The organism is Thalassobellus citreus, assembly GCF_044385915.1.
GTDB classification, from domain to species: Bacteria; Bacteroidota; Bacteroidia; order Flavobacteriales; family Flavobacteriaceae; genus Thalassobellus; species Thalassobellus citreus.
The window spans coordinates 378999-392948 of sequence record NZ_JBISCC010000127.1 but is presented as its reverse complement, the minus strand read 5'-3'; the positions used below and the strand labels follow the sequence as shown (position 1 = coordinate 392948).

Genomic DNA, 13950 nt, shown 5'->3' with positions numbered 1-13950 from the left:
GTCTTATAATCGAACTCCAATACCAAATTCAACAGCTTCCGCTTTAGCGCCATGCGTTTTAAGCGTTAAAGCACCAAACCATTTATTAGTAAAATAACGTTTTAACCCAATTCTAGAATAAACTCTTCCTTCAAAATCAAACGGATAATATACATAATATCCTAATTGAGTAATTAATGAACTTTTATTAATAAATAGCTCATGACCTACAAAAACGCCAACACGTTTATAATCTTCATTTCCAGTCACATTTTCCTCTGGAAAAGAAACACTTTTATAATAAATAAGCTCCTTTAAAAAATTTGAAAAAAACACATCGGTTCCAAAATGCAAAGCACTTTTAACGTTAATACGCTTATCGGCATAAGCTGAAACTATATAAAATGGAAATTGCCCACTACCAACCACATCACTTTCATTTACACCTCCTCTAAATACCAAATTATATTTTATAGGTTGTGCAAATTTTTCTTTTACTCCTTCTAAAGTATTAACAAACTCTGGAATTTCATTATCTAAATCATATGTAACTCCAAGATTAAAAGCAATGGTATTTGTGCTTGCATTTGGTGCTTTTACATTCGCATTAGAGTAATGAATTAGTGAAAAACCTGTCTGTATACCAAACCTATCTATAATGCGTTCCTTTTTATAATTAAGCATCATAAGTGTACTACTTAAAAGGTGTGATCCAAAAGCATAATTTCTATAATTATCGACTTTATCATAATGATGGGTTGTATAAGCAAGACCTTGAGCAATACGAAACATTAAATTTCGCTTTAAAAAATAGAAATTGTAATGCGCATATAATCCATAACTGCTTCCTAAAACATTATTCTTAAAATCTTGAGAAACAAATGTTGCTCCATAATCAGGATAATTATAACGCTGCTCCCAATTATTAAAACCATATGTTTTTTTATTCCAACTTAAAATAATACCTTTTGGATGTCCTTGCACTAAATGAAGAATATCTGTATTATGGACCGCGATATTACCTTTAAAATAATTTACATCAATATATGATGTATGTTGTTTTTCTTGAGAAAAAACAAAAAATGATATTAAAAGTAAAACACTACTTAAAAATAACTTCATTAATATATTTAGATATAAAATGCTAAAGTATAAATTAAAACAATGCCGATGCTATAGCATGCACATTATCACTTTTTCCCATAGAATAATAATGTAAAAACGGTACACCAGCCTCTTTTAGCTCTTTAGATTGTTGAATAGCAAACTCAATTCCTACTTGCCTTACAGCTTTATTGTCTTTACACCCTTCAACAGCATTAATTAAATCTTCTGGTAAATCAATTTTAAATACCTGAGGTAATATTTGTAAATGACGTTTTACAGCAATAGGCTTTATACCTGGAATAATAGGCACATTAATGCCTGCTTCTTTAGCTTTTTCAACAAAATCAAAATACTTTTTATTATCAAAAAACATTTGAGTAACCACATAATCAGCTCCTGCATCTACTTTCTCTTTTAACCTTCTTAAATCGGTTTTTAAAGACGGTGCTTCCATATGTTTTTCAGGGTAACCCGCTACACCAATACAAAAATCGGCATTATGCTCAACCTTTACATCGTCATGTAAATATTTCCCCTTGTTTAAATCACTAATTTGTGACACCAATTCACTTGCAAAAGCATTTCCTCCTGCAACAGGCTTAAAATACGGTTCATCTTTCATCGAGTCGCCACGTAAAGCCATTACATTATCTAGCCCTAAATAATGACAATCAACCAATACATACTCCGTTTCTTCTTTTGTAAAACCACCACAAAGTAAATGCGGAATAGCATCTACACCATATTTGTGCATAATAGACGCACAAATACCAACCGTTCCTGGTCGCATACGGGTAATACGCTTATCTAGAAGTCCATTGCCTTTATCAATATAAATATATTCTTCTCTAGACGTTGTTACATCAATAAATGGCGGTTTAAACTCCATTAACGGATCTATATTATTATATAAATCTTGAATATTTTTCCCTTTTTTAGGCGGTATAACTTCAAAAGAAAATAATGTTTTCCCGTTTGCTTTTTTTATGTGATCTGTTACTTTCATTTGCCTCCCCAACCCCTCCAAAGGAGGGGCTTTCACGGGGTAATATTTAATTCTTATTTATTTTTCACTATCCTTTCTTTCTCCTCCCCTCTGAGGAGGCTGGAAGGGGCTTTTTATTCTTCTGCTAAATTAGGATGCAACCATTTTCTAGCTTTATCTTTCCCAATACCTTTTCTAACGGCATAATCTGTTACTTGGTCATCTGTAATTTTACCCAAACCAAAATACTTAGCTTCAGGATTACCAAAATAATATCCTGAAACTGCTGCAGCTGGCCACATGGCTAAACTTTCGGTTAAAGTAACACCTATTATTTTTTCAACCTCCAACAATTCCCAAATCGTTTCCTTTTCTAAATGATCTGGACATGCAGGATAGCCTGGTGCTGGACGAATCCCTTTATAACTTTCTTTTATTAAATCGTCATTGGTTAAACCTTCATCAGAATCGTAACCCCAATGCTTCGTCCGTACTTGCTTATGTAAATACTCGGCTAAAGCTTCAGCAAAACGATCGGCAATGGCTTGCGCCATAATGGCATTATAATCATCTTCTTTGGCTTTATAACTATCGGCTAATTCTTGTGCTCCAAAAATAGCAACACAAAAAGCGCCCATATAATCGGTCTTTCCTGTGTCCTTTGGTGCAATAAAATCAGACAATGCTATATTTGGAATACCATCTCTTTTCTTTAATTGCTGACGCAAGGTTCTAAACACTGCAACTTCTTTTCCTTTTTTCTGAATAGAAATATCGTCTTTATCGTTTGAATTTGCTTCAAACAATCCAAAAACAGCTCTAGGCTTTAATAATTGCTTCGCAATAATTTCTTTTATCATCGCTTGAGCATCTTTAAACAACTCCGAAGCTTGTTCTCCTACAACCTCATCGGTTAAAATATTAGGATATTTACCATGTAAATCCCAACTTCTAAAAAACGGACTCCAATCAATAAAAGGCTCTAATTCCTTTAAACTTAATTGCTTCAACATTTGAACACCTAATTCTTTAGGCTTTACAATTTCAGACGTATTCCAATCTATTTTAAACTTTTTTCGTCTTGCTTCTGCTATCGAAATATACGATTTCTCTTTGCCTCGTTTTAAAAACTTAGTTCGAAACTCATCATAATCCTTCTTCATCTTAGCCACATATTCATGCGACGTTTTCTTATTCAATAAATCGCCAACCACAGTAACTGCTCTTGATGCATCATTAACATGAACTACCGCATTATTATACTGGGTATCAATTTTAACCGCTGTATGTGCTTTTGATGTTGTTGCACCACCGATTAGTAACGGCACATTAAAATCTTGACGTTGCATTTCTTTTGCCAAATACACCATTTCATCAAGTGATGGCGTAATTAAACCTGACAACCCAATAGCATCTACACGCTCACTTATTGCTGTTTCAATAATTTTTTCTGGCGGTACCATAACGCCTAAATCAACTATCTCGTAATTGTTACATGCCAATACCACACTCACAATATTTTTACCAATATCATGAACATCGCCTTTTACCGTTGCCATTAAAATTTTACCAACAGGCTCTTGTTTATCGCCTTTTTCTGCTTCAATAAACGGATTTAAATAGGCAACCGCTTTTTTCATGACACGTGCCGATTTCACTACCTGTGGCAAGAACATTTTTCCTGCGCCAAACAAATCGCCGACTACGTTCATACCAATCATTAAATGACCTTCAATAACCTCAATAGGCTTAGCAGCTACTTGTCTTGCTTCTTCTACATCTTCAATAATATAAGCATCAATTCCTTTAACTAAAGCATGGGTAATTCTATCTTGAACAGGATTTTCTCTCCACGATAAATCAACTGTTTTTTCCGCTTTAGAACCTTTTACCGTTTCTGCAAAATCTAATAATCGTTCGGTAGCATCGTCTCTTCTGTCTAAAATAACATCTTCAACATGCTCTAATAAATCTTTAGGAATATCATCATACACTTCTAAAAGTGCTGGGTTTACAATACCCATATTCATACCTGCTTGAATCGCATAATATAAAAACACACTGTGCATGGCTTCGCGAACGCCATTATTTCCTCTAAATGAAAAAGACACGTTACTTACCCCTCCACTTACACTTACATTTGGTAAATTTTCGCGCACCCAACGTGTTGCTTCAATAAAATCGATAGCATTTCTTCGGTGTTCTTCCATTCCTGTTGCTACAGGAAATATATTTAAATCGAAAATAATATCTTCCGAAGGAAAACCTACTTCGTTTACTAAAACATCATACGATCGTTTTGCAATTTCTATTCTTCTATCGTAGTTATCGGCTTGCCCAACTTCATCAAAAGCCATCACTATAACAGCAGCACCATAACGTTTAATTTGTTTAGCTTCCCAAATAAATTTCTCTTCACCTTCTTTTAAAGAAATTGAATTTACCACACATTTACCTTGCACGACTTGTAATCCTGCCTCAATAATCTCCCATTTAGAGCTATCAATCATCATAGGAACCCGACTGATATCTGGTTCGGCTGCAATTAAATTTAGAAAACGCACCATAGACTCTTTTCCGTCAATAAGGCCATCATCCATATTAATATCGACAATTTGTGCGCCACCATCTACCTGATGACGTGCAATATCTAAAGCTTCATCAAACTTCTCTTCTTTTATTAATCGTAAAAACTTTCGAGAACCTGCTACGTTAGTACGCTCACCAATGTTTATAAAATTACTGTTTTCGTTTAGAATCAAAGGTTCTAAACCAGACAGCTTCATATATTTTGTTTGCTTCACTTTCATTAATCTATCGTTTCTAGCGTTTTTCTTGGCTTGTACTTAGCAGCAATATTTGCAATTACTTTAATATGTTCTGGACTTGTACCACAACAACCGCCAATAATATTTATTAAATCTTTCTTTAAATATTCTTCTATTTGCTCTCCCATTTCTTCAGGAGTTTCATCGTATTCTCCAAAAGCATTAGGTAAGCCTGCATTAGGATGTGCTGAAATTCCAAAATCTGTTTTATTAGCAATAGCTTCTAAATGCGGTTGCAATAAATTTGCTCCCAATGCACAGTTAAATCCAATAGTTAATAACGGAATATGAGATACTGAAATTAAAAATGCTTCAGCTGTTTGCCCCGATAAGGTTCTACCAGAAGCATCGGTAATCGTACCACTTAACATGATAGGAATATCTATACCTCTTTCATCTTTTACTTCTTCAATAGCAAACAATGCTGCTTTAGCATTCAAGGTATCAAACACAGTTTCAACCAACAACAAATCAACACCACCATCAACTAAAGCTTCTACTTGTTGTTTGTATGCAATACGCAATTCATCAAAAGTTACGGCTCTATAGCCTGGATCATTTACATCTGGCGACATACTCGCCGTACGGTTTGTTGGACCTATTGAACCTGCTACAAAACGAGGCTTGTTTGGTTCTTTTTTTGTGAATTCGTCTGCAACTTCTTTTGCAATTTTAGCCGATTGAAAATTAAGCTCATATACCAAATCTTCCATTTGGTAATCTGCCATAGCAATAGTAGTTCCTGAAAACGTATTAGTTTCAACAATATCAGCTCCAGCCTCAAAATATTTACCATGAATGGTTTTAATCGCTTCTGGTTGGGTAATAGACAATAAATCGTTATTACCTTGCAGTGGCGTTGGATAATCTTTAAAGCGTTCGCCTCTAAAATCTTCTTCGGTAAATTTATAAGCTTGTAACATAGTACCCATAGCACCATCTAGCACTAAAATACGTTCTTGTAAAGCTTGTTTTATGTTTGACATTTTTTTGATAATTTATATCTGTATGTCATCAAGAAAAGTAAAAGAAACACTTTTCGTTATCTTTCCAATAACCAATTAAATTATTAGTAGAATTTAGCACCTTCTTTACAAGATAAAGGGTTGCCAAGGTTTCAACGGGTCTAGTCCCTCTACCTTTCTTGATAACATTATTAATACGTTTATGAACTAGCGAACAAAAATACTAACTATATTTTTGTTTTCCTTATTCTACAAGGTCTTTTTTACTTGCAGGATTATCTAATTTGAAATCTATTCGAATAAAGAAGATGATAAATACCGATCGCCTCTATCGCAAATAATGGCGACTATAACACCTTTTTCTATTGACTTTGCTATTTCTAAAGCACAAAACACAGATCCACCACTACTCATGCCTGCAAAAACACCTTCTTCTTTTGCTAAACGCTGTGTAGTTTTTCTAGCATCTTCTTCAGTTACATCAACTACAACATCGACTTTAGAGCGATTGAAAAACTTAGGCACATAATCTGGTGACCATTTTCTAATTCCCGGAATTCTTGCGCCATCGGCAGGTTGAGCCCCAACAATAGTGATACTTTTATTTTGTTCTTTTAAAAAGGTAGAAGTTCCCATAATGGTTCCTGTAGTTCCCATAGCCGATACAAAATGTGTTACTTCACCTTCTGTATCTCTCCATATTTCAGGTCCAGTGGTTTTGTAATGCGCTTTCCAGTTATCGTTATTTTCAAACTGATTCAACAAGATATACCCTTTTTCATCTCGTAATTTAAAAGCTAAATCTCTAGAGCCTTCAATACCTACATCGGCAGAAGTTAATATAACCTCAGCACCATAAGCACGCATGGTTTTCACGCGTTCTACGGTCGAATTCTCAGGCATTATTAGTACCATATTCAATCCTAGTAATTGTGCTATAAATGCCAATGCAATACCTGTATTTCCGCTAGTGGCTTCCACTAATGTGCCTCCTTTTTTAATATCGCCTCGCTTTAAAGCTTCACTAATCATATTAAAAGCAGCACGATCTTTAACACTACCACCAGGGTTGTCGCCTTCAAGTTTCAAAAATAACCGAACACCTTTTTTATTTAAAATATGACTTGCTTCAACAATAGGTGTATTACCTATTTGATCAAGTATTGTTTTACCGTATGCCATTCTTTTTTGGTCTAATTTTAATTTCAGTTTGGTAGGTTACCAACGAATTTTCTGGAACCGATTGGGTAATCCAAACATTAGCTCCAATAATGCTATTGGCTCCAATAACAATATCACCACCTAAAATAGTAGCATTAGCATATATGCATACATTATCCTCAATAGTAGGGTGTCGTTTTGTGGATGCCAAACTTTTAGCTACCGAAATACCTCCTAAGGTTACCCCTTGATAAATTTTAACGTGTTCTCCAATAATTGAGGTTTCGCCAATAACAATACCTGTACCATGATCTATATAAAATGATTCGCCAATAGTAGCTCCAGGGTGAATATCTATACCTGTAATTCCATGAATATACTCACTCATCATTCTAGGTAAAATATAAACATCTAAATTATAAAGCGCGTGACTTAATCTATAAATTGAAATCGCATAAAAACCTGGATATGCCATATAAATCTCAGCTAAAGAGTGTGAAGCTGGATCGTTATTTTCAAATGCAATAGCATCGAGATCTAATTGACGTCTAATCTCTGGAAGCTCGGTTTTAAAGCTCTCCCATATTGCTTTTCCGTTTTCTATCTCTAACTTAGAAACTATTTTAAGAAATGTTTTTTCTAAATATTCTTTATGTGCTTCTTCTTGCTCACAATCGAACAAAGAATAAAACAATTTTTTAGTAAACGTTTTAACCGTATCCTTTAAACAAACATTATAACTTTTCATCTTTATAATTTGTTATGAAATTTGATTTATAAAAGTAAAACATATCCTTGTAAATCTTACTTTTAATATAAAATTTCTTGAAACCAAAATTCTATATTTAGATTCCCGTTTTCACGGGAATGACAATTTCAATGGAAACCCAATGCAAAGCCTAGGGAAATTATTTTCAATTAAATATTAAATCCTACAAGGTTTTAAAACCTTGCAGGATTGTACTTCTTAAGTCGTTTATTTTTGCTAATACTTAACTAATAACTTGAACAACTGCTTTAGGCGCTTCTTTACGAGAACCATCAAAACCATCAATACCACTAACCGTTGTATATTTTAAAACGTATTTTTTTCCTGGATTAATAATTTGATAAGCTGCTTGACACATTATTGTAGCTTCATGAAAACCACAAAGAATTAACTTTAATTTACCTGGATAAAAATTACCATCTCCAATTGCAAATATTCCTGGAATATTCGTTTGATAATCTAATGCATTATTAACTTTTATAGCATTTTTTTCAATTTCTAGACCCCAATTAGCAATAGGTCCTAATTTAGGAGACAACCCAAATAATGGAATAAAATGATCTGTTTTTAAAACAATAGGATCTTCATCTTTTTTCTTGATTTCAATAGCCTCAACCTTACCATCACCTATAATATCTGTAACTTCAGCAGGTGTAATTAAATTAATTTTTCCTGCATTTTTTAGTTCCTGTACTTTCTCAACAGAATCTAAATGCCCTCTAAACTCGTTACGTCTATGGATAAGTGTTACACTTTTTGCAACGTCTGATAAAAAGATACTCCAATCTAATGCAGAATCACCTCCACCAGCAATTACGACATCTTTACCACGATATATTTCTGGCTCTTTTATCATATATTCAACACCCTTATCTTCGTATTTAGCAAGATTTTCAAGTTGTGGTTTTCTAGGTTCAAAACTTCCTAAACCACTAGCAATAGCTACTACAGGCGCTTGATGCTGCGTACCCTTATTTGTAGTTACAATAAAAGTACCGTCTTCTTGTTTTTCAACAGTTTCTGCACGCTCACCTAAAGTAAATCCGGGCTCAAACTGTTTACCTTGCTCTAATAAATTCTTAGTTAAATCGCCAGCTAATATTTCTGGAAAACCAGGAATATCATAAATAGGTTTTTTAGGATATAACTCCGAACATTGTCCACCAGGTTGTGGTAATGCATCAATTAAATGGCATTTAAGTTTTAATAATCCAGCTTCGAATACTGTAAATAATCCTGTTGGTCCCGCACCAATTATTATTATATCTGTTTTAATCATTTCTGCTATTCTTTTAATAACTTATTTTTTTTCAATTAATCCTTTGGTAAATTCGTTTAGCGTTTCCACTTTTTGTTCAAAATCACCTTTTATTGTTTTTCTATATTCATTTAAATTCTTAACCAAATCGTCTACATTTTCTGGAATAACATCCTCGAAAAACTGACGTAATCGTTTAGCTGTTGTTGGCGACTTTCCGTTTGTACTAATAGCCACTTTTACATTGCCTTTTGTAACTATACCTCCCATATAAAAATCGCAATATGGTGGATTATCTGCTACATTTACTAAAATACTTTTTTTACGACAATGTTTATGAACTTTAACATTAACTTCTGGAATATCGGTCGTTGCAACAACCATATGCTTTCCTTTTAAATAACGCTTTTTATATTTCTTTTTTATAAGTTTTACATCTCCTGTCTTAGCTAAAGCAATGGTTCCTTCTCTAAACATTGGAGACACCATAGTGACATGTGCATCTGGACTTGAATTTAAAAGAAACGTTAATTTCTCTTCAGCTACGTATCCGCCTCCAACAATAAGGATGTTTAAGCTTTTAGTTTTTAGAAAAATAGGGTATAAATTATTCCTTTCTTCCTCAACTAAACTTGATGCTTTTATTTTATCGGCTTCAGATAGCATACTACAAATTTTTGTTAACTTCTTTGTAAACAGATGTTAATACCGCTCTTTCTTTCACCACATCTCCTATAACAATAATAGCAGGATTAGCTAATTGTTTTTCTGCAACAATTTCCTCTATAGTAGCAATGGTTCCAATACCAACATTTTCGTTATCTCTAGTACCGTTTTGAATAATAGCCACAGCAACATCTTGCTTATTTTCTTCTGAAAAAATCTTTACAATTTCACTCAGTTTACTCATACCCATTAAAATAACAACCGTAGCTGTAGATTTAGCTGCTAAAAACACATCGCCAGATAATTGATGCTTTTTTGTTGTACCAGTAATAACCCAAAAACTTTCTGAAGCACCACGCTTTGTTACAGGAATCCCTTGGGAAGCCGGAACTGCCATAGACGATGAAATTCCCGGAACCACAAAAGTTTCTAAACCAAACTGCCTGACATAATCAATCTCTTCTGCACCTCGTCCAAAAATAAAAGGATCTCCGCCTTTTAAACGTACCACATGCCCTTTTTCTTTTGCTTTAGAAACAATAAGCTCGTTTATCTGATCTTGCTGAAATGCATAACACCCTTTTCGTTTACCCACAAATATTAATTCCGCATCATTATTAGCATACTCTAATAAGGCTTCATTAATAAGCGCATCATAAAGCACCACATTGGCAGACTTAATTGCTTTAATTGCTTTAAGCGTAATTAAATCTACATCTCCTGGTCCTGCGCCTACTACTGTTAGCTTTGGGGTTTTTAAACTCATTTTTATGCTCGCTTATGCTAATTTGCTTTGTTCTGCTTCTCTGTAAGTTCTAACTGCTGCTAAAAACTTATTTGAACTATCTATATAATTTACAGCAAAATCTTTAGTTGGTGCATTCTTATTAATTTGATAAATCAATTCTGAAAACGACGTTCCTAAATCAATTTTCCCTCCTTCAACAAAAAGTTCATCAAACTGAGTAATAATTCCAGCATGTGTATTTGTCTTTTTATTTTCCGCTAATAATAACGCTTTCGCGGAATTAACTAACGATTGATAAGCATAATAAATAGCTCCTGAATACACGCCATTTTCAAAGGCTTCTTTAGCATTGTCAATTTTTTCTTCACTTTCAAAAAACAAAGTTGCAATTAAATCGATAACTACACCAGCACATTCTCCAATTCCTATTTCCTTAACGTATTTTTCTTCTTCGCCCCAATCGATAAAATCTTCTTGAGTTAAATTAGTAACGTCTTGTAAATCATTTAAGAAATCATAAAAATACTTTTCTCCTTTTTCTTTATAATATTCTACAAATGGTTTTCCATTAGCATTCGCTTCAAAATCATTTAAAATAAGTCTTAAAGCTTCTGGACCTCTTTTACTTGGTACTTTTACTACTTTATCAGCAAAGGCAGCGTTTCCATCTCCTAAATTTCCACCACCCAATAAAACTTGTAACGCTGGGGCTACTAATTTATCTGGTGTTCTAACCGTCATACCTTGAAAACCTATGTTTGCCATATTGTGCTGACCACAGGCATTCATACAACCACTAATCTTTATAACAAGATCTTCGTTTTTTAAATATTGTGGATATTCTGCTTTAATAACACGCTCCAATTCTTCAGCAATTCCTGTACTACTAGCAATACCTAAATTACAAGTATCTGTACCTGGACACGCTGTAATATCGACTGCTTTATTATAACCAGCTTCTACAAATCCTAACTTCTCTAATTCTGTGTAGAAAAACGGTACTAAATCTTCCTTTACAAAAGGAATAACTATATTTTGACGTAATGTTAAACGTACTTCACCAGCACCATACTTATCAACTAAATCAGCTAATAAACGTGCTTTATCTGTATAAAAATCACCTAAAAGCACTTTAATTCCTATAGCAACATATCCTTCCTGTTTTTGAGGAATAATATTCGTTGATTTCCATAAATCGAATGCTGCTTGATCTTTTATCTCTACTTGTGGCGCTTCAACCGAAACTGGTTTTGAAGCCTCATAAGCATCAGCATCAATAGCAACGCTTTTAAACTCAATAGCTTTTTGTTCTTCAGCAATTAATTCTCTAAAAGCTTCTAACCCGATATCTTTTAATAAGAATTTCATTCTCGCTTTAGCACGACTTTTACGTTCACCATAACGATCGAAAACTCTTAAAACACCTTCCATAATTGGAATAATTTTATCGGTTTCAACAAAATCGAACAACACATCTGCATGACGTGGTTGCGATCCAAGTCCGCCAGCTACCATTACTTTAAAACCACGAACACCGTTTTGTGTTTTGGCTATATAACCAATATCGTGCAGATAAGACAATCCAGTATCTTCATCTGTTGAAGAAAAAGACACTTTAAATTTACGTCCCATTTCTTGACATATAGGGTTACGTAAAAAGAATTTATATAAGGCATCTGCATAAGGCGATACATCAAACGGTTCGTTTACATCAATCCCCGCCGTTTCAGAAGCTGTTACATTTCTTACTACATTACCACAGGCTTCACGTAAAGTAACTTCATCTTTCTCTAATTCAGACCAAAGCTCAGGTGTTCTATCTAAATCGACATAGTGAATTTGAATATCTTGACGGGTTGTAATGTGTAAACGACCACGAGAATATTCATCAGACACTTCAGAAATTCTACGTAATTGGTTACTCTTTAATTTTCCGTAAGGTATTTTAATACGAATCATTTGCACGCCTTCTTGTCGCTGACCGTAAACACCACGAGCTAAACGAAGACTTCTAAATTTTTCCTCGTCAATTTTACCATTATGAAAAAGCTCAATTTTATTTGCTAATTCTATGATATCCTTTTCTACTATTGGATTTTCTATTTCTGTTCTAAAACTTTGCATGATATACCTGACCTTCTCTTTATTAGAAAAGAATTTTTAATTATTTTTTACTGAATAAAACCTGCTCCAACCGTGTTGTTTGATTGTGGATCGATTAAAATGAAAGAACCATTCGTTCTATGATTTTTAAATTGATCGTAAAAAATTGGTTTATTTAATTTGAAGGATACTGATGCAATATCATTAACTCCTAACGATGTTGCTTCTGTATCTATACCAGAATAATCTGGATGAATTTTATGATTAATTCTATCAACCTTTGCTAACACCTTATTAACGCCATGTTGTACTAGGTACTTCCCTCCAACTGTTAACTGGCTTGCATCCATCCAACATACATTTGCTGTAAATTGTTTCTCGATAGTTGGCAAATCACCTTCTTTAACAATCATGTCTCCACGACTTACATTGATATCGTTTTCTAAAGTGATGGTTACAGAAGAACGTCTAGAAGCCGTTTCATACTTTTCATCATAGAAATAAATATCTTTTATTTTAGATCTTGTTTTTGATGGTAATACAATAATATCGTCACCAACACTTAAGTTACCTCCATACACTTTACCTGCATATCCTCTATAATCATGAAAATCTTCAGTTTTTGGACGAATTACATATTGTACTGGAAAACGCGGTGTACCTACATTAAAAATATCTGCTTTATCTAAATCTTCTAAATGTTGAAGTAAAGCGTCACCTGTATACCAAGGCATTTTATCAGTTTTATTTACAACATTATCTCCCTTTAAAGCACTTACAGGAATGAATGTGATTTTTTGATCTTGATAATCTCTTTTGCTCATTAATTCAGAAAAATCAGCCTTAATTTTATTATAAGTTTCTTCAGAATAATCAACTAAATCCATTTTATTAATAGCCACAACCACATCCTTAACTCTTAATAAGTTATTGATGAAAAAATGACGATTGGTTTGCTCAATAACACCTTTTCTAGCATCAATTAAAATAATAGACGCTTGCGATGTTGAAGCTCCTGTTACCATGTTACGCGTATATTCTACATGACCTGGTGTATCTGCTATAATGTAACTTTTCTTTTTTGTTGAAAAATAGATATGCGCTACATCAATAGTAATACCCTGTTCTCTTTCGGCAACCAAACCATCTGTTGCTAAAGAAAAATCTAAGTAATCGTATCCACGTTGTTTACTTGTTTTCTCTATAGCTTCTAACTTATCTGAAGTCAATGATTTTGTATCGTAAAGAATACGTCCTATTAACGTACTTTTTCCATCATCTACACTTCCTGCGGTTGCAATTTTTAATACTTCCATACTTTTTATGCTGTTGGCTTTTAGCTTTTGGCTGCTAGCCTAATTTTTAATTCATTTTAAAAGAT

The 13950-nt window shown here is 33.7% G+C and carries 11 protein-coding genes and 1 riboswitch; all 11 genes read right to left on the bottom strand.

Annotated elements, in window-relative coordinates:
* Nucleotides 1-3 precede the first annotated feature (3 nt).
* Complete coding sequence (locus ACH5TX_RS15325) at nucleotides 4-1101, bottom strand: acyloxyacyl hydrolase (protein WP_439340365.1); 1098 nt, start codon at nucleotides 1099-1101, stop codon at nucleotides 4-6.
* Nucleotides 1102-1135: 34 nt separating this feature from the next.
* Nucleotides 1136-2092, bottom strand: coding sequence for a methylenetetrahydrofolate reductase [NAD(P)H] (gene metF / locus ACH5TX_RS15320; protein ID WP_439336740.1), 957 nt, complete (start codon nucleotides 2090-2092; stop codon nucleotides 1136-1138).
* Nucleotides 2093-2205: 113 nt separating this feature from the next.
* Nucleotides 2206-4881, bottom strand: a complete 2676-nt coding sequence (gene metH / locus ACH5TX_RS15315) for a methionine synthase (RefSeq protein WP_439340364.1) — start codon at nucleotides 4879-4881, stop codon at nucleotides 2206-2208.
* On the bottom strand, nucleotides 4881-5885 hold the full coding sequence (locus tag ACH5TX_RS15310; protein WP_439340363.1) for a homocysteine S-methyltransferase family protein: 1005 nt from the start codon (nucleotides 5883-5885) through the stop codon (nucleotides 4881-4883). Before ACH5TX_RS15310 ends, metH begins: the two co-directional genes overlap by 1 nt.
* A 53-nt stretch (nucleotides 5886-5938) precedes the next feature.
* Nucleotides 5939-6053: riboswitch (SAM riboswitch) on the bottom strand.
* A gap of 102 nt (nucleotides 6054-6155) precedes the next feature.
* Entirely contained in the window at nucleotides 6156-7046 is an 891-nt protein-coding gene (gene cysM / locus ACH5TX_RS15305) for a cysteine synthase CysM (protein WP_439340362.1), read from the bottom strand.
* Entirely contained in the window at nucleotides 7033-7773 is a 741-nt protein-coding gene (gene epsC / locus ACH5TX_RS15300; RefSeq protein WP_439340361.1) for a serine O-acetyltransferase EpsC, read from the bottom strand. Before epsC ends, cysM begins: the two co-directional genes overlap by 14 nt.
* Before the next feature lie 244 nt (nucleotides 7774-8017).
* The gene (locus tag ACH5TX_RS15295; RefSeq protein WP_439340360.1) at nucleotides 8018-9073 is read right to left on the bottom strand and encodes an NAD(P)/FAD-dependent oxidoreductase; all 1056 of its coding nucleotides are present in this window, start codon (nucleotides 9071-9073) and stop codon (nucleotides 8018-8020) included.
* Between the two features lie 21 nt (nucleotides 9074-9094).
* On the bottom strand, nucleotides 9095-9718 hold the full coding sequence (locus ACH5TX_RS15290) for a precorrin-2 dehydrogenase/sirohydrochlorin ferrochelatase family protein (RefSeq protein WP_439340359.1): 624 nt from the start codon (nucleotides 9716-9718) through the stop codon (nucleotides 9095-9097).
* Between the two features lies 1 nt (nucleotide 9719).
* Nucleotides 9720-10484, bottom strand: coding sequence for a uroporphyrinogen-III C-methyltransferase (gene cobA, locus ACH5TX_RS15285; RefSeq protein ID WP_439340358.1), 765 nt, complete (start codon nucleotides 10482-10484; stop codon nucleotides 9720-9722).
* A 12-nt stretch (nucleotides 10485-10496) separates the two neighbouring features.
* A complete protein-coding gene (locus tag ACH5TX_RS15280) occupies nucleotides 10497-12590 on the bottom strand; it encodes a ferredoxin-like domain-containing protein (protein ID WP_439340357.1) in 2094 nt (697 codons plus the stop codon).
* A 47-nt stretch (nucleotides 12591-12637) separates the two neighbouring features.
* On the bottom strand, nucleotides 12638-13885 hold the full coding sequence (locus tag ACH5TX_RS15275; protein WP_439340356.1) for a sulfate adenylyltransferase subunit 1: 1248 nt from the start codon (nucleotides 13883-13885) through the stop codon (nucleotides 12638-12640).
* Between the last annotated feature and the right edge of the window lie 65 nt (nucleotides 13886-13950).

Coding starts and splice junctions, on each gene's coding strand:
- ACH5TX_RS15310 (WP_439340363.1), bottom strand. CDS start 5,885: ATGTCAAACATAAAACAAGCTTTACAAGAACGTATTTTAGTGCTAGAT.
- epsC (WP_439340361.1), bottom strand. CDS start 7,773: ATGAAAAGTTATAATGTTTGTTTAAAGGATACGGTTAAAACGTTTACT.
- cysM (WP_439340362.1), bottom strand. CDS start 7,046: ATGGCATACGGTAAAACAATACTTGATCAAATAGGTAATACACCTATT.
- ACH5TX_RS15325 (WP_439340365.1), bottom strand. CDS start 1,101: ATGAAGTTATTTTTAAGTAGTGTTTTACTTTTAATATCATTTTTTGTT.
- cobA (WP_439340358.1), bottom strand. CDS start 10,484: ATGAGTTTAAAAACCCCAAAGCTAACAGTAGTAGGCGCAGGACCAGGA.
- ACH5TX_RS15280 (WP_439340357.1), bottom strand. CDS start 12,590: ATGCAAAGTTTTAGAACAGAAATAGAAAATCCAATAGTAGAAAAGGAT.
- ACH5TX_RS15290 (WP_439340359.1), bottom strand. CDS start 9,718: ATGCTATCTGAAGCCGATAAAATAAAAGCATCAAGTTTAGTTGAGGAA.
- ACH5TX_RS15295 (WP_439340360.1), bottom strand. CDS start 9,073: ATGATTAAAACAGATATAATAATAATTGGTGCGGGACCAACAGGATTA.
- metH (WP_439340364.1), bottom strand. CDS start 4,881: ATGAAAGTGAAGCAAACAAAATATATGAAGCTGTCTGGTTTAGAACCT.
- ACH5TX_RS15275 (WP_439340356.1), bottom strand. CDS start 13,885: ATGGAAGTATTAAAAATTGCAACCGCAGGAAGTGTAGATGATGGAAAA.
- metF (WP_439336740.1), bottom strand. CDS start 2,092: ATGAAAGTAACAGATCACATAAAAAAAGCAAACGGGAAAACATTATTT.